Consider the following 16,131-nt stretch of genomic DNA (forward strand, 5'->3'; position numbering starts at 1 on the left):
CCACACGAACCCGCACTTCTTACCACGCCCGGCCGACAACTTTCCTGGCTGAACGTATCCGGGCGGCATCTTTCCGTGACATCGCTCATCACGATCGATCCAGCCAACGATCCAGGTGTGCGATGTCATAAGGGGCTTATGGCAGCGCTTTCCGCATCACGGAACGCTGCGCCAGTTCGGCACGCCCAGGAAGATCAGCCGCAGCCGCCGTTCGGCCGTGCGCCCGATCTCGTCGTCACGCGAAGGCGCTTCGAGCAACTCCAGCACCGTCGTGAGCATGGTGGTCACGATCAGGTCGGCGAGCAGGTGGAGATCTTCGGTGCTCCATTCGCGGAGGAAATCGAACCGCGCGAGGTCCACGGCGAGTTCGCTGACGAAGAGCTTGAGCTCGAACGCGATCGCCTGCCGGACCGGTCCGGTGCCGCCGTACCGCTCCCTGGTCAGGAAATGGAAGTGATCCTCGTGCGCCCGGACGTGCTCGCGAAGGATGCGCACGGACGTCCTGATCATGTCGTTGTACGCGGCCGGCCTGGTGCGCGCCGACCGGATCATCGTGCGCAGCGTGCGCATCGATTCCTCGACGAGCGCCACGCCCAGCTCGTCCATCGACGCGAAATGGCGGTAGAACGCCGTCGGCACGATCCCGGCCTGCTTCGCCACCTCTCGCAGGCTGAGCCCGGAGAACCCTCGTTCCGCCACCAGGTCCAGGGCGGCGTCCAGCAGCGCCTGCCGTGTGCGCTGTTTGCGCTCCTGCCGGGAAACGGGCTCCGTTGTCACGACGGACAGCGTAATCGCCTCCGCACTATCACCCACGTCACATCACCCTCCTCTCGCGTTGACAAGCGCGACCGTCGCCACTTCACTATTCAGTGTACAAGCGTTCACTGAATTTGGGAGAAGTGATGACGGCACTGGTACCGCGCAGGGCCAGGCGGCTGGCCTCGCTGGCCGAGGCCCTGCTCACGCCCCATGGCATGGACCGCTACCTCGAACTCGTCGACCCGATGCTGGTCCGCCGCGAGATCCGCGGCCTGGTCACCGACGTCCGGCGGCAGACACCCGACACGGTCACGCTGACCATCCGGCCGAGCCGGGCCTGGCGGGGACACGTCGCAGGCCAGTACGTGCGGGTGACCGTCGAGATCGACGGCGTCCGCCGGACCCGCTGCTACTCGCCCGCCGGTTCGGAGCACGACGGATCACTGGAACTGACCATCAAGGCCGACCCGCAGGGGCTCGTCTCGCGGCACCTGAACCGGACGGTCACCATCGGCTCGGTGCTCGGACTGTCCACTCCGGACGGTGAGTTCACCCTGCCTTCGCCGAGGCCCCGGCGGATCCTGCTGCTGAGCGGCGGGAGCGGGATCACCCCCGTCCTGTCGATGCTGCGCACGCTGGCGGACGAGAAGTACGAGGGCGATCTCGTCTTCCTGCACTACTCCAACGGCGCCGAGGACGCGCTCTACCGCGCCGAACTCGACGGCCTCGCCCGCCGCCTGCCCGGCCTGCGGGTGGTACACGCGTTCACTCACGCAAAGACCGGCGGCGACCTGCACGGGTTCTTCTCGAAGGAGCACCTCGCCGAGGCCGCGCCGTGGTACCCCGACGCCGAAACCTTCCTGTGCGGACCGAAGCCATTGATGGATTCGGTCCGCGAAGTCTTCGAGGCCGACGGCCTGGGCGCACATCTGCACACCGAGGAGTTCACCCCGCCGGCGCTCACCTTCGACACCGAGAACGCCGAAGGGCAGGTGCGGTTCGCGCGCAGCGGCCGCGAGTTCGCCAACTCCGGGAAACCGTTGCTGGAGCAGGCGGAAGAGGCGGGGCTCAGCCCGGAACACGGCTGCCGGATGGGCATTTGCTTCTCCTGCACGCAGATCAAGACCTCCGGCTGTGTGCGCAACGCCAAGACCGGCGAGACCTCCAGCGAAGAGAACGAAGAGATCCAGCTCTGCATCTCCGTCCCGGTCGGGGACGTCGAGATCAACGCTTAGAAAGGAGCCCGTGATGACCGGCTTGCAGGACAAGCTCACCCCAGCCCAGGTCGAGGAGTTCGGCCGCGAACTGGACGAGATCCGGCAGCGGATCGTCGCCGATCTCGGCCAGGCCGACGTCGACTACATCCACAACGTCATCAAGACCCAGCGCGCGCTCGAGGTCGCCGGCCGCGGGCTGCTGTTCGCCGGGTTCTTCCCGCCGGCGTGGGTCGCCGGGGTGACCGCGCTCTCGGTGGCGAAGATCCTCGACAACATGGAGATCGGCCACAACGTCATGCACGGCCAGTACGACTGGACGCGCGACCCGGCGCTGAGCTCGCAGAAGTTCGAATGGGACACCGTCGCGCCGTCGGAGAACTGGCGTCACTCCCACAACTACATCCACCACACGTACACGAACATCCTCGACAAGGACCGCGACATCGGTTACGGCGTCCTGCGGATGGACACCGCGCAGAAATGGCACCCGTACTACCTGGGCAACCCGGTGTACGCGACGCTGCTCGCGCTGTTCTTCCAATGGGGCGTCATGCTGCACGACCTCGAGTTCGACCGCGTCGTCAAGGGCGAGCGCAAGTGGTCGGACAACAAGGAGGTCGGCCTGAAGATGCTCAAGAAGGCCGGCCGCCAGGTGGGCAAGGACTACGTGCTGTTCCCGCTGCTGACCGGTCCGCTCGCGCCGCTGACCTTCCTCGGCAACGCCACCGCGAACCTGACCCGCAACCTGTGGGCGTTCTCGATCATCTTCTGCGGGCACTTCCCCGCCGACGTCGAGAGCTTCACCGAGGAGGAGACCGAGAACGAGTCGCGGGGCCAGTGGTACCTGCGGCAGATCCTCGGCTCGGCGAACATCACCGGCGGCAAGCTCTTCCACGTCATGACCGGGAACCTCTCGCACCAGATCGAGCACCACCTGTTCCCGGACATCCCGGCGCGCCGCTACCCGGAGATCGCGGGCGAGGTGCGGGCGATCTGCGAGAAGTACGGCCTGCCGTACAACACCGGCCCCCTGCACAAGCAGCTGTTCTCGGTGGCCAGGAAGATCGTGAAACTGGCCCTTCCGTGGAACGGTGAGCCCCGGACACCGGCTACCGTGGAGAGCGACAAGACCCTCCGAGCGGCTTAAGGTGTCTGACATGGTCGGTCAGTTCGAAAGCACCAAGGACGTGGTCCAAGAGGTCACCGAGTCCGCGGCCACCCACATCGGCAACATCGCGACGATCATCACCGGCGCGATCCGGGACATCGCCCGCGAGACCGGCGACTGGCTGACGGACGTCATCGAGATGCGCGAGGCGTCCCAGCGGGCGCAAGCGGACGAGAGCCGCGAAGACTAACGGCAGGACCGCGGACAAGACTCGCGGAACGCGACCTGCCGAAGATTACGGAAAACCGGATGGGCACGGGGCGGGTGGCCACGGCACGCTGAAGTCGTGATCACCCTGCCTCGGCGCATCCTCCGCGCCCAGCTGAGCCGCGCGTACTGGGCCGAGCTCGCCTGGGTGATCATCGGCGCGCCGCTGACGCTGGCGTGCGTGGTGCTCGTCGTCGTCGGGCTGGTCCTCGGCGTCGGCCTGAGCCTGCTCACCATCGGGCTGCCGGTGCTCATCGGTGTCCTGGCGGGCGCGCGGCTGCTCGGCATCGCCCACGTCGGGCTGGCGCGTGCCCTCCTCGGGACGACGGTCACCCCACCCGCCCGGCCCGAATTGCGGCCGGGGCTCTGGAACGGCGTCAAAGGGCGGCTCGGGGATCCGCTCGGCTGGCGGTCGGTCGCCTATCTGGTGATCCGGCTGCCGCTGTCGTTGATCGGGTTCTTCCTGGTCGCGACCCTGTTCGTGTACGCCGTGAGCACGCTGAGCTATCCGCTGTTCTGGTTCACCCTGGACGGCGCGGCCATGCCGACGTTCGACCTCCGCGTCGACACCTGGCCCCTGACCCTGCCGCTCGCCGTCACCGGGCTGGCCGTCCTGCTGGCGGCGCCGTGGGTGGTCCACGGGCTCACCGAATTCGACCGCCTGCTGGTGCGCGGAGTCCTCGGCGCCGAGGATCTCTCCCAACGCGTGCGCGACCTCGAACGCAGCCGCGCGACCGCGGTCGACGACGCGACGCGGCGGCTGCGCCGGATCGAACGCGATCTGCACGACGGCGCGCAGGCCCAGCTGGTCGCGCTGGCGATGAAGCTCGGCATCGCGAAGGACGAGCTCGCCGGCGACGGTGACATCGAGCAGGTCACCGCCCTGGTCACCGCGGCACACGCCAACGCGAAACAGGCGCTGGTCGAGCTGCGTGATCTCGCCAGAGGCATCCATCCCGCCGCGCTCGACGCGGGCCTCGGCGTCGCACTGTCCACATTGGCCGCGGGCTCGGGCATCGACGCGCGGATCACCGTGGACCTGCCGGAGCGGCCGTCGCCGTCGATCGAGACCATCGCCTACTTCACCGTCGCCGAGCTGCTGACGAATGCCGCCAAACACACTTCCGCCGCGATCGAGGTCGACGTGGGTATCGTCGGCGAAGACCTGCGGCTCGTGGTGCGCGACGGCGGCGAAGGCGGGGCCCGGCCGGTACGCGGCGGAGGGCTCGCCGGGATCGCCGAGCGGCTCGCGACGGTGGACGGCGGGCTCGACATCGACAGCCCGCCGGGTGGGCCTACGGTGATCAGCGCGGGAATACCGATACGGAAATAGGGGGCGGCGTGCGCGTCGTGATCGCGGAGGATTCGGCAATCCTCCGGGCGGGGCTCGTCGAACTGCTGAACCTTCGGGGGCACGAGGTCGTCGCGGCCGTCGCCGACGGGGACAGCCTGTGCGCGGCGGTGCGCGAACACCGCCCCGACGTGTCCATTGTGGATATCCGGATGCCGCCGACGCACACCGACGAAGGGCTGCGCGCGTCCATCGCGCTGCGCGCGGAACTGCCGGGGTGCGCGATTCTGCTGTTCTCGCAGTACGTCGAGACGCAGTACGCGACGGAGCTCCTGGCCGACCGCGCGGGCGGTGTCGGCTACCTGCTGAAGGACCGCGTCGCGGAGGTGTCGGACTTCCTCGACGCGCTCCGGCGGGTGGCCGACGGCGAGACCGTGCTCGACCCGGAGGTGGTCAGCCAGCTGTTCACGGCCACCCGCAAGACGGACGCGCTCGCCGGGCTGACGCCGCGTGAGCGGGAAGTGCTGGGTTTGATGGCCGAGGGACGGTCGAACTCGGCCATCGCGACCGCGCTGTTCCTCTCGGCGGGCTCGGTGGAGAAGTACGTGTCGAGCATCTTCGGGAAGCTGGCGCTGCCGCAGTCCGAAGGGGACAACCGGCGGGTTCTCGCCGTGCTGCGGTACCTGGAGTCCTAGAACGGCTCCGAAGGCACGCCGTCCACCTCCGGCAGGCACAGCTGCACCCAAGCGACATCCCGCCAGGCCCCGTGCTTGTACCCGATCCGCCGGTACGTCCCCACGGGCTCGAATCCCAGCGCGCGGTGCAGCCCGGCGCTCGCATCGTTCGGCAGCACCATTCCCGCGCAGAAGTTCCGGAAGCCGCGCGACGCCAGCTTGTCCAGCAGCGCCTGATAGAGCGCGCGCCCGCCACCCGTCCTCCGGCGGCCGAGCTCCAGATAGATGCTGACCTCGCACGACCACCGATAAGACGGCCGACCGCTGAAAGGTCCTCCGTAGGCGTAGCCGGCGACGCGGCCTTCGTCGTCTTCGAGCACGAGCCACGCGTGTGATCGCTGCGCCTTGGCGATGCGCTCGGCCATCTCGTCCGGCTTGGGCGGCTCGGTTTCGAACGAGATCACCGTGTCGGTGACATACGGCGCGTAGATCTCCGCGCACGCCGTCGCATCGGCTTCCGTCGCTTCCCTGATCACCATGGCGACCATAGTAACCGAGGCTGCCACTATAGTGAGCAGCATGTCGGATCCCTTGTCCGCGTCGCTCGCCGCGACGCTCCAGTCCGCGAGACTCGACCAGAACCTTTCGGCCAACGCCCTCGCCGAGTCCTCGGGCGTGTCCAGGGCGATGATCGGCAAGATCGAACGGGGCGAGGCGCAGCCGACGGCGGTCCTGCTCGGCAGGCTTTCCGCCGCGCTCGGGATGACGTTGTCCGAGCTGATCGCCCGCGCCGAACACGGCGACCGGCGCCTGGTGCGCGCCGCCGATCAGCCGACTTGGACCGACCCCGACACCGGGTACGTGCGCCGCGCGGTCTCACCTTCGCTCGGCGGCCCGCTGGAACTGGTGGAGGTCGTACTGCCCGCGGGCGCCGAGGTCGCCTTCCCCGCGCACACCTACGCGCTGACCCATCACCAGATCTGGGTGCTCGATGGACATCTGCGCTTCCGCGAGGGCGACGTCGAGCATGAACTCGACGCCGGCGACTGTCTCCAGCTCGGCAACCCCAAGCCGTGCGCCTACGTCAACCCGACGGGCGAGCCGGTCCGATATCTGGTCGCGCTCGCCCGGCGGCACGCCTGATACTCGGCTGATGAAGTCCCGGGCCCTCGCCTACGTCGCGGAGAAAGTTCGCGGCGGGCACGAGGCTGGGCTGCCGGTGACGCTGCACTTCCATCCGGACAGGTCCACAGTGGACGGCCGCCCGCTGCTGGCCGCGATGGCCGAGGACGGGTTCTACCGCAACCAGTTCGAAACCGGGACGAGCAACGGAGGGCTCACCGCGCGTCCCGGCGGAGACCGCTGGCAGTGGGAAAGCCGGATGTTCGGCGGCGCCTACGACGACGCGCCCGCCGCCGAACGGCCCAAGTACGGCGCCTTGAACTTCCGCCGCCGCGCGGTCGGCGGCGCGCCGAGATTCGGCTCCGCCCATTTCCGGATGGCCGCGCACACGGTCGCGCGGACGACGTTCTGCTATCCGGACAGCGTGCTGAACCCGGCGGATTTCGGCTGCGGCACCAGGGTTTCCGCCCTGATCGAGCTGGCGGCCCGCGACGACACCGACCTTCTCGACGACTACATCGAGGCGCACGTCCACGGGCCGATCGACCTCACGAAGGACGTCGAAGCCCTGGTTCTCGACCCGAGCCACCGCGGCACCGACGTCGAGAAGGCCGCGTCGCGACTCGGCTGCTCGGTCGAATGGCATCCCGGTTTCCGCCTGTCCACCGGAGAACTCGCCCGGCACCCGGCCTACCGCGGTCCCGAATTCGTCGAACTCGGCCTGGCGCTGGCCGAAGACGGCTACCTCGACCCGCGTGTCCTCGGCGAAGCCCGCGGCATCGACCAACAGGCCCTCAAACGCGTCTGGCACTACGTCGCCCGCTTCGGGGCACTACCGTGAAGAGCATGTACTCCACGGAGATCGAGGTGCGCACCGGCAGCGTGGCCGTGGTGCACGACCTGACCAAGGACGCCGAGTCCTTCCTGCGCGACGCGGACGCCGAGGACGGGATCCTGCACGTCTTCGTCCCGCACGCGACGTCCGGGCTGGCGATCCTCGAAACCGGCGCCGGCAGCGACGAAGACCTGCTCACGGCGCTCGACGAGCTGCTCCCCCGCGACGGCCGCTGGCGGCACCAGCACGGCAGTCCCGGTCACGGCCGTGACCACGTCCTGCCCGCGCTGCTGCCGCCGTTCGCGACGATCCCGGTGCTCGGCGGGGTGATGACGCTGGGCACCTGGCAGTCGCGAGAACAGCCAGCGGAGCGAAGCTCCTCCGCTGAGGGTGGCGGCGGGGGCATGGATGGACTAGTGGACACCAACCTGGACAACCCGGTCCGGCGCGTCCGCTTCAGCCTTCTGGAGGGCTGACCGGCCCGGCCACAGCGCGAGGGCCAGCCCCGCCACGAGCAGTCCGCCGAGCACCCACACCCCGGTCGCGACGTCCGGCGCGCCGGGCACGCCCTGCAGCAGGCTCCGGAGTCCTTCCGCGGCGAACCGGAACGGCGTCCAGGACCACAGCACCGCGCGGTACGCGGGGTTCAGCAGCTCCGGCACCTGACCCGCGACGGCGGGCGCGACCAGGTACAACGGCCCGAGGATCGCCATCGCCCGTACCCCGAGCAGGCGCAGCAGCCCGGTCTGCAGGGCGGCGAACCCGGTCGAGGTCAGGAAAAGGAAGCCGAGGACGTCCCAGCCGAGCGGGAGCGACGAGTCCCACAGCTTCAGGAATCCGGCCAGCGCACCGGTGACCAGCACGCCGGCCGAAACGATCTGCGTGAAGCGCGCGGCGGTTCCCGCGTCCCGGCCGATCCGCCGTCCGACCAGGATCAGCACGGCGCCCGCGGCCAGGCAGCCGACCCATGCCAGCGCGCTCAGCGCGAGCGGCGCGACCCGGCCCGCCGCGCTCGCGGGATGCAGCGTTTCGACCTTCGGCGTCCCGCCGATGGCTTGCGCGGCGCCGGTCAGGACCTGTTGCGCGATCTGCGTTCCGGACGGGTTCACCGCCCCGGAGACCACGACCGTCGACGGCAGTTCCAGAACGCCGTAGACCTCCTTGTCCGCCAGCAGTTTCCGGCCTTCCTCCGGCGAGGTCACCCGCCACGAGACCTGACCTCCGCCATGGGACGCGATCCCGTTCGCGGCCGCCTGGAGCGGTCCCGGGGGCGCGGCCACGGCGATGGGCAGCCCGTCGGGCGCGACGGTGGCCTGCGCGCCGAAGGTGAGAAAGCCGAGCACGACGGCGACCAGCGCACCGGCCACCGCGGCGAGTAAGGCGAAGGCCCCGGCGGGGCGACGGTTCGACATGACCGTCCTCCATTTATTCGTCAACTGTTGAATTAGTGGCCAAGGTAAGCCTCCCGGCCACAGAAGTCAACAGACGTTGAATTAGCTCACCGGTACCGTCGGCCGCGTGACTACTCCGCATCGGCTCGTGCTGTGGGACATCGACCAGACCCTCGTGGACCTGCGCGGCGTCGGCGCCGCCTGGTACACGACCGCGCTCGCCGAGGTCGCCGGCGTCGAACTGCGGGCATTGCCGAATTTCGGCGGCCGCACCGAACGCGCCATCAGCGCGGACATCCTGACCTCGCACGGCATCGAGCCCACCGAGGAGAACGTGCGCAAGCTCTGGCTCGCGCTGGTCGCGGTCTCCGAAAGCCACGCCCCGACGCTGGCTTCGAGCGGCCGGGCGCTTCCCGGCGCCAAAGAGGCGCTGAACGCCTTCGCGACGCAGGGCGGCATCGTCCAGACCCTGGTCACCGGGAATCTGCCGGAGATCTCCGTGCACAAGCTGACCGCGTTCGATCTGCACGAGCACGTGGACTTCGAGATCGGCGGCTACGGCTCGCTCTCGGCGCACCGCCCCGATCTGGTGCCCGCCGCCGTCGGCCACGCTTCGGCGAAACACGGCACCGAGTTCGCGCCGGCGTCGGTCGTCGTCATCGGCGACACCCCGGACGACGTGCGGGCCGCCCTCGACAACGGTGCCGTCGCGGTGGCCGTGGCGACCGGGCAATTCAGCGCGGAGGAACTGGCCGACGCGGGCGCGCACACCGTGCTCGCGGACCTGTCCGACCTGGCAGCGGTGCATGCGGCCGTGCTCAAGGACGTTAACTAAGCTCGCTTCATGGCATACCCAGGCGGAGGCAACGGCTGGCCGGAGCAGCAGCCCTATCAGCAGCAACCCCCGCAGCAGGGGTATCCGCCCCAGCAGCAGTACCAGGGCTACCAGCAGCAGGGATTCCAGCAGTTCCCGCAGCAGACGTACCAGGGTTTCGCGCCGGAACCGCCGAAGAAGGGCAACAAAGGGCTGTGGATCGGCCTCGGCGCGCTCGTGCTGGTGATCGCCGTCGGCGCCACGCTTTTCTTCGTCTTGCGTGACGGCGAAGAGCCGCAACCCCAGGCCGGCCCGCCGCCTTCCTCCGCGCCGGTGCCTCCGTCGTCTTCGGCTTCGAAGCCGCCGTCCTCAGCCAGTGGTGCCCCGAAGGACAACAAAGTCCCCTCGACGACTCCTGGCTGGCAGGGGATCCTGTCAGTGAAGGACAAAACCGCCTACGACCTGCCCCCGTCGGGCTGGGAGACCAAGCCGGGCCAGATCGTCGGCTACAACGAGGGCGAGTTCAAGATGGTCATCCACGAGGCGTCGACGTACAAACTCGGCGCCTGCCCGGATGCCCGCGGCTCGAACCGCGGTGTCGTCGGCTTCGCCACCGCGGACCGGATCCCCGTCGAGAACGCCGCCAGGGGCGCCGTCCGGCTCTGGATCCAGTCCGCCACCGGCAAGCCCGACGTCCCGATGCCCGCCATCACGCAGGTCCCGATCGCGGGCGGCTCGCTCCAGGCGGTCAGCTCGACCGGGACGTTCACCCCCGCCGAGACCGAGGACTGCCGGGCGCCGAGCGTGAAGGTCACTTCGGCCGCGTTCAAATCCGGTGACCAGACCATCTGCTTCGTCATGGCCATCGACCAGGGCACGCCCGACGCGCTACCCGAGGCGGACGCCCAGAAGATCCTCGCGAGTCTGAGGCCGCGGCAATGACCGGCCCCGGTGGGCCGATCGACGAACCCCGGCCGTGGTTCGTCGATCCGCTCACCGGGCAGCCGCTCGAAACCGAAGCCGAACAGACGAGGCCGCTCCCGGTCGTCCGGGACGCCGACCCGCCGCGCCGTCGCCTGCGCCTGAGGCCGACGCTGGGTGTCCTCGGGCTGGCCGTCGTCCTCGCCGTCGGCACGACGGCGACCTACCAGGCCAAGACCGCGCCGCCACCGCCGTCCGCCCACGACCTCGTCCTGCCCGATCCGGTGCCCGCGACCCGGATCCGGCCGGTGATCGAGGGCTGGCAACCGGTGGTGTCGAACGACCACCAGTTCGTCTACGACGTCCCGCCGGACTGGACGCTCGAAGAACCCGACGTCGCCATCGGTTACGAGACCCAGGCCGGGGACCTCGTCACCCTCCAGGGGGTCGCGCGGTTCCGCCGCGCCTTCTGCCCGGCTTCCGATCTCTCGGCACGCGCGACGGCGGGATTCACCACCATCGACGAGGGCGAAGTCGGCGGCCTCGCCCAGGCCGCCGAGGAAACGACGTTGCGCTGGGCCGAAGCGGCGTACGGACGCTCCGCGACGGCGGAGATCGGCGAAACCGGGCCGGTGCCGGTCCTGAACGGCGGAACGATCGCCACCGCCGTGACCACCACCGTCGTCCCCGCCCCGGACGGACCGTGCCCCGCCCCGTCGGTCGCGATCACCGCGATCGCCCTCCCGCTGCGCGCGCTGCCCGGATCGGGCCGCTACCACGTCCTGCTCGTACTGGCGGACCAGGAGATCCCGGGTGCGATAGCCAGAGGTGTCGTCCTCAAGATGGGTGAGAGCATCCGTCGCGAGTAGCACTCCCCTAAGGGAAAAATGGGTCCCGTGCCGGATGTGTCCGAGCACCTCCCGGACCTAATTTGAGTTCCATGCCAAAAGGGGGAAGCGGGACGGCCGCGCCGGGCCGGACGCGCAAGATCATCACGGTGCTGAGGCGCCGGCTGCCTTTCACGAGCCTCGTCACGCTGACCATGCTCGCGCTCGCCTTGGCCACGGGCGCGCTCTGGTCGGCCGCCGAGGACCGCGCGGTGTACCCGTACATCGCGTATGGGCTGCCGTCGCTCGAATCAGGCCGGTGGTGGACCTTGTTCACCGGACCGCTGTTCGCGGTCGTCCCGCTGTACTACCTGCCGATGGTGCTCAGCTTCGCGTTGTTCGCCGGATTCGCGGAATGGCGGCTCGGCACGCGGCGGGCGATGGCCGTCGCCATCGGCGGCCAGTTCGTCAGTGTGCTCGTGGCGGTCCAGTTCCTGGCGCTGAGCCGCAACTCCGGCTGGGAATGGGCGGAACGGGTCGCCGCCAGCCTCGACGTCGGGTTCTCCGGCGGCGCGCTCGCCGCGGTCGCGGTCGCCAGCGCCACCCTGCGCCCGCCGTGGCGCCTCCGGTTGCGCGCCGGGCTGTGCGTCTACGCCGGGGTCGCGATCATCTTCGTCGGCACGCTCGCCGATCTCGTGCACTTCTTCGCCCTGGTCCTCGCCCTGCCTTTCGGCCGGAAGTTCCTCGGTGCCAAGGATTCCTCGCGCGAACGGCGGCCGAGCCTGCGCGAGTGGCGGTTCTACGTCGTGGCCGGTCTGCTGGTGCTGACGGTCGCCGAACTGGTGATGTCCTTCGTGCCGGGCAACGGTCCCTTCGGTTCGTCCGAAGAGCTTTCGCTGTCCACCTGGGAAGTCGTCGTCCTGTGCCTGATCGTGGTGCCGATCATGAACGGCCTGCGCAAGGGCAGCCAGGTCGCCTGGTGGTGCGCGATGATCCTGACCTCGTTCGTCATCCTGCAGGTGATGGTCTACGGCGGGGTGCTCACGCTGGCGGAGATCTTCGGCGAGGACGCCGGCGTGGTGGATCCGCCGCTGTTCTTCGTGGACAACCTGCTCTGGACGGTCGAATTCGCCCTGCTGGTCTCTTCGCGTGGCGCCTTCCGCGTGCCGTCGCGGCGGAAGTGCCGCCGTCTCGGCCGGATGGGCAACCCCGCGCTGGCCCGCACGCTGCTCAGCCGCCACGGCGGGAGCACGCTTTCGTGGATGACGACCTGGCCGCAGAACTCGTACTTCGTTGCCGCGGACGGCAAGTCCTACCTCGCCTACCGGCGGCACGCCGGGGTCGCCATCGCCCTCGGCGACCCGATCGCCCCCGACGGCGCCGCCGACCGGACGATCGCCGAGTTCATCACGATGTGCGAGAACACCGGCCTCGTGCCGTGCCTGTTCTCCGCGACCGGCGACACCATCGCCAAAACCGAAGAGCTCGGCTGGAAACAGGTCCAGGTCGCCGAGGACACCCTGATCGAACTGGAAACACTGGAGTTCCGCGGCAAGCGCTGGCAGGACGTGCGGACCGCGCTCAACCGGGCCGGGAAGGACGGCATCGAGTTCCGGCTCGTCCGGCTCGCCGACCAGCCGCGCGCGGTGATCTCGCAGGTCCGCGCGATCTCCGAGGAGTGGATCAGCGACAAGGGCATGCCGGAAATGGGCTTCACCCTCGGCGGCGTCGACGAGGCGATGGATCCCGAGACCCGCGTGGGGCTCGCGGTGGACGCCGACGGCGTGGTCCACGGCGTGACGTCGTGGCTGCCGGTCCACACCGGCGCGGGCGCGATCGGCGGCTGGACCCTCGACGTCATGCGCAAACGCGCCGACGGATTCCGCCCGTCGATCGAGTTCCTGATCGCGTCGTCGTGCCTGGCCTTCCGCGAGGAAGGCGCGAAGTTCGTCTCGCTGTCCGGCGCCCCGCTGGCGAGCTCCGGCGAACCCGCGCACGCCGTCGAGCGGGTGCTGGACGCGCTCGGCACGATGATGGAGCCGTTCTACGGCTTCCGTTCGCTGCACGCGTTCAAGGCGAAGTTCCAGCCGCGCCACGTGCCGCTGTACCTCGCGTTCCGCGACGAGGCGGACCTGCCGCGGATCGGGATCGCGCTCGGCCGGGCGTACCTGCCGAACACCGGGCTGCTGCGGCTGGCGAAGCTCGCGCGGTCGGGCAAGAAGCCTCAGCGCACCGTCGAAGGCGGCGGCGTGCTGGTCTTGCGGTCGGCCTCCGGGACACCCCGGTAGGTCTTGAGGATCTTCAGGATCAGCTCGCGATCCGCACCGCCCGGCGCGTCCTGGCCCGAATAGACGGCCAGGGCCGCCGAGGCTTCGCCCAGCTGGGGCGCGAGCACGCCGACCAAGGCGCGCTGGGCACCACATGGTCCAGGCGGGGTGACGACCTCCGCGAGGACGATGCTGGCGGGGACCTTCTTGCCGGTGCCGAGGGTGAACTCGGTCGCCTGGGGCGGTTCCGGGGTGATCTTGGCGGTCAGCGGGCCGTTCTCCGGGTTGAAGGCGCTGACGGTGAGATCGTCGACCGCCTTCTTCGCCGCGGCGGCGTGCTCGGCGAGCTTGATGTTGGCCACTCCGGCGCCGCCGATCCTGCTTCCCTTCTCCTGCGGGCAGTAACCCTCGCCGACGAAGGCGCTGGCGACCATGGTGATACCCGGGACCTGCGTGCCCTTCTCCCAGCCGTGGATCGTGCCGGGTTTCGGCGTCCAGTTCGGAGGGACGTCGTAGGCGTAGACGCCGTCCTTCCCGGCCACCGACTGCCAGCCTTCGGTCACCGGCGGCGCGACGACCCGGGGCGAAGGCGTGTAGACGACCGGGGCCCGGGTGGTCGGCGCGCTGCTGTCCGACCTGTCGCCGCTGTTCGAGAGAGCGGCGACCGTGATGACGCCGAGCGTCGCGAAGAAGCCGTACATGGCCCTTCGCCCGCTCCGCGACATCGGCTGCTTCGCGGGCTTCTCCGGCTCCGGCTCGGCTGGAGCCGGGGTCTGGGGAGCGGGCGTGTAGCCGGACGAGTCCGAGGGCTGATAGCCCCCGAACCCGTCCAGCGCCGCGTTGTCCTCGTAGCCCGGGGAATCCCGGCGCTTCTTGCCGAAAAGGCCCATTACGAACGGACGAGTTTGACCAGGTGCTCCACGACCGCGTCGACGGCGATCTCCTCGCGGTCGCCGGTGCGGCGGTCCTTGACCTCGACGACCCCGTTCGCCAGGCCGCGCCCGACGACGAGGATCGTCGGCACACCGACGAGTTCGGCGTCCGCGAACTTCACGCCGGGGGTGGCCTTGCGGTCGTCGAGGACGACCTCGATACCGGCGGCGTCCAGTTCGGCGGCGAGCTTCTCCGCGCCCGCGGCGACCGTCTCGTCCTTGCCCGCGATGACGACGTGCACGTCGAACGGCGAGACCTCGCGCGGCCAGACGATGCCGAGGTCGTCGTGGTTCTGCTCGGCGAGCACGCCGACCAGCCGCGAGACGCCGACGCCGTACGAACCCATGGTGATGCGGATGGGCTTGGAGTCCGGGCCCAGCGCGTCGAGCTCGAACGCGTCCGCGTACTTGCGGCCCAGCTGGAAGATGTGCCCGATCTCGATACCGCGTGCGGCGACCAGGGTGCCCTTGCCGTCGGGCGACGCGTCGCCCTCGCGGACCTCGGCGGCCTCGATGGTGCCGTCACCGGTGAAGTCGCGGCCCGCGACCAGGTCGACCACGTGGTGGTCGCGCTCGTCGGCGCCGGTGACCCAGGCGGTGCCGTCGACGACGCGCGGGTCGAGCAGGTAGCGGACGCCGTTGTCCTTCAGCGCCTTCGGGCCGATGTAGCCCTTGACGAGGAAGGGGTTCTTGGCGAAGTCGGCCTCTTCGAGCAGTTCGAACTCGGCGGGCTCGAGCGATGCTTCGAGGCGCTTCGTGTCGACCTCGCGGTCGCCGGGGAGGCCGATGGCCAGCAGCTCCCACTCCTTCGCACCCGGCTGGCGGGTCTTCACCAGGACGTTCTTGAGCGTGTCCGCGGCGGTGAAGGTGCGGCCGAGATCGGCGTTGTTGAGGAACGCGACCAGGGACTCGATGGTCGGGGTGTCCGGCGTGTGGTGGACCTTCGCCTCGGGCAGGCCCTCGATCGGCTTCGCCTCGGGAGCGGGCGTGGTGACCGCTTCGACGTTGGCCGCGTAACCCGATTCGGTGCTGCGGACGTAGGTGTCCTCACCCGTCTCGGCGACGGCGAGGAACTCCTCGGAGGCCGAGCCGCCCATCGCGCCGGAGGTCGCCTTCACGACGACGTACTCGATGCCGAGGCGGTCGAACAGCTTCGTGTACGCCTGCCGGTGCAGCTCGTACGACTTGGTCAGGCCCTCGTCGTCGAGGTCGAAGGAGTAGGAGTCCTTCATGACGAACTCGCGCCCGCGCAGGATGCCGGCGCGGGGACGCGCCTCGTCGCGGTACTTCGTCTGGATTTGGTACAGGACGACCGGGTAGTCCTTGTACGAGCTGTATTCACCCTTCACGGTGAGCGCGAAGAGCTCTTCGTGCGTCGGGCCGAGGAGGTAGTCGGCGCCCTTGCGGTCCTTGAGGCGGAACAGCGCGTCGCCGTACTCGGTCCACCGGCCGGTGGCCTCGTAAGGCTCCTTCGGCAGCAGCGCGGGGAACTGGATCTCCTGCGCGCCGATGGCGTTCATCTCTTCGCGGACGACGTTCTCGATACGGCGCAGCACCCGCAGGCCCAGCGGCAGCCAGGAATAGCCGCCCGGGGCGACCCGGCGGACGTAGCCGGCGCGTACCAGGAGCCGGTGGCTCGGTACCTCGGCGTCCGCCGGATCCTCACGCAGGGTGCGAAGGAACAACGACGACATCCTGGTGATCAC

Annotated in this window: 17 protein-coding genes; 12 read left to right on the forward strand and 5 right to left on the reverse strand. The window is 69.5% G+C overall.

The genetic code is table 11. The annotated features are described in order from the left end of the window. Positions 1-156: 156 nt before the first annotated feature. Complete coding sequence (locus ACZ3HL_RS10095) at positions 157-813, reverse strand: TetR family transcriptional regulator (protein ID WP_465413262.1); 657 nt, start codon at positions 811-813, stop codon at positions 157-159. 89 nt (positions 814-902) lie between these two features. On the opposite strand from ACZ3HL_RS10095, the gene ACZ3HL_RS10100 reads away from it, so the two are divergent. The 5 genes from ACZ3HL_RS10100 (at position 903) to ACZ3HL_RS10120 (ending at position 5,337) form a co-directional block, all read left to right on the forward strand. After that, the gene (locus tag ACZ3HL_RS10100; RefSeq protein WP_465530119.1) at positions 903-1,994 is read left to right on the forward strand and encodes a ferredoxin reductase; all 1,092 of its coding nucleotides are present in this window, start codon (positions 903-905) and stop codon (positions 1,992-1,994) included. A gap of 13 nt (positions 1,995-2,007) precedes the next feature. Continuing rightward, positions 2,008-3,123 carry a fatty acid desaturase family protein gene (locus ACZ3HL_RS10105; protein ID WP_465530121.1) on the forward strand — a complete coding sequence of 372 codons (1,116 nt, stop codon included), beginning with the start codon at positions 2,008-2,010 and terminating at the stop codon, positions 3,121-3,123. Between the two features lie 10 nt (positions 3,124-3,133). After that, complete coding sequence (locus ACZ3HL_RS10110; RefSeq protein WP_340687415.1) at positions 3,134-3,334, forward strand: hypothetical protein; 201 nt, start codon at positions 3,134-3,136, stop codon at positions 3,332-3,334. A 96-nt stretch (positions 3,335-3,430) separates the two neighbouring features. Continuing rightward, positions 3,431-4,684 carry a sensor histidine kinase gene (locus ACZ3HL_RS10115; protein ID WP_465530123.1) on the forward strand — a complete coding sequence of 418 codons (1,254 nt, stop codon included), beginning with the start codon at positions 3,431-3,433 and terminating at the stop codon, positions 4,682-4,684. An 8-nt stretch (positions 4,685-4,692) separates the two neighbouring features. After that, positions 4,693-5,337, forward strand: coding sequence for a response regulator transcription factor (locus ACZ3HL_RS10120; protein WP_465413270.1), 645 nt, complete (start codon positions 4,693-4,695; stop codon positions 5,335-5,337). Here ACZ3HL_RS10120 and ACZ3HL_RS10125 read toward each other — a convergent pair. Beyond that, positions 5,334-5,864: a GNAT family N-acetyltransferase gene (locus tag ACZ3HL_RS10125; RefSeq protein ID WP_465531032.1), complete on the reverse strand. Its 531-nt coding sequence runs from the start codon at positions 5,862-5,864 to the stop codon at positions 5,334-5,336. The two genes, ACZ3HL_RS10120 and ACZ3HL_RS10125, sit on opposite strands and share 4 nt — an antisense overlap. Before the next feature lie 31 nt (positions 5,865-5,895). Here ACZ3HL_RS10125 and ACZ3HL_RS10130 point away from each other — a divergent pair, with 31 nt between their 5' ends. Genes ACZ3HL_RS10130 through ACZ3HL_RS10140 form a run of 3 tightly spaced genes read left to right on the forward strand, consistent with a single transcriptional unit; the run spans position 5,896 to position 7,749 of the window. Continuing rightward, entirely contained in the window at positions 5,896-6,459 is a 564-nt protein-coding gene (locus ACZ3HL_RS10130; protein ID WP_465413272.1) for a helix-turn-helix domain-containing protein, read from the forward strand. Positions 6,460-6,469: 10 nt separating this feature from the next. Beyond that, positions 6,470-7,279, forward strand: a complete 810-nt coding sequence (locus ACZ3HL_RS10135) for a DUF3626 domain-containing protein (protein WP_465530125.1) — start codon at positions 6,470-6,472, stop codon at positions 7,277-7,279. Between the two features lie 5 nt (positions 7,280-7,284). After that, positions 7,285-7,749, forward strand: coding sequence for a YjbQ family protein (locus ACZ3HL_RS10140; RefSeq protein ID WP_465530127.1), 465 nt, complete (start codon positions 7,285-7,287; stop codon positions 7,747-7,749). Here the strand turns inward: ACZ3HL_RS10140 and ACZ3HL_RS10145 are convergent. Beyond that, positions 7,687-8,685, reverse strand: a complete 999-nt coding sequence (locus ACZ3HL_RS10145) for a YhgE/Pip domain-containing protein (RefSeq protein WP_465530129.1) — start codon at positions 8,683-8,685, stop codon at positions 7,687-7,689. The genes ACZ3HL_RS10140 and ACZ3HL_RS10145 overlap by 63 nt on opposite strands. Before the next feature lie 127 nt (positions 8,686-8,812). On the opposite strand from ACZ3HL_RS10145, the gene ACZ3HL_RS10150 reads away from it, so the two are divergent. The 4 genes from ACZ3HL_RS10150 (at position 8,813) to ACZ3HL_RS10165 (ending at position 13,514) form a co-directional block, all read left to right on the forward strand. Continuing rightward, the gene (locus ACZ3HL_RS10150) at positions 8,813-9,499 is read left to right on the forward strand and encodes an HAD hydrolase-like protein (RefSeq protein WP_465414123.1); all 687 of its coding nucleotides are present in this window, start codon (positions 8,813-8,815) and stop codon (positions 9,497-9,499) included. Between the two features lie 9 nt (positions 9,500-9,508). Further along, positions 9,509-10,420: a DUF8017 domain-containing protein gene (locus ACZ3HL_RS10155; RefSeq protein WP_465413278.1), complete on the forward strand. Its 912-nt coding sequence runs from the start codon at positions 9,509-9,511 to the stop codon at positions 10,418-10,420. After that, positions 10,417-11,268, forward strand: a complete 852-nt coding sequence (locus ACZ3HL_RS10160; protein ID WP_465413280.1) for a DUF8017 domain-containing protein — start codon at positions 10,417-10,419, stop codon at positions 11,266-11,268. Before ACZ3HL_RS10155 ends, ACZ3HL_RS10160 begins: the two co-directional genes overlap by 4 nt. Before the next feature lie 71 nt (positions 11,269-11,339). Beyond that, positions 11,340-13,514: a bifunctional lysylphosphatidylglycerol flippase/synthetase MprF gene (locus tag ACZ3HL_RS10165; protein WP_465530131.1), complete on the forward strand. Its 2,175-nt coding sequence runs from the start codon at positions 11,340-11,342 to the stop codon at positions 13,512-13,514. Here ACZ3HL_RS10165 and ACZ3HL_RS10170 read toward each other — a convergent pair. Next, positions 13,451-14,383: a DUF8017 domain-containing protein gene (locus ACZ3HL_RS10170; protein ID WP_465530133.1), complete on the reverse strand. Its 933-nt coding sequence runs from the start codon at positions 14,381-14,383 to the stop codon at positions 13,451-13,453. The two genes, ACZ3HL_RS10165 and ACZ3HL_RS10170, sit on opposite strands and share 64 nt — an antisense overlap. Beyond that, positions 14,383-16,131, reverse strand: a complete 1,749-nt coding sequence (locus ACZ3HL_RS10175) for a proline--tRNA ligase (RefSeq protein ID WP_465530135.1) — start codon at positions 16,129-16,131, stop codon at positions 14,383-14,385. The genes ACZ3HL_RS10170 and ACZ3HL_RS10175 overlap by 1 nt, the downstream gene beginning before the upstream one ends.

The organism is Amycolatopsis sp. NPDC000009 (genome assembly GCF_055563465.1).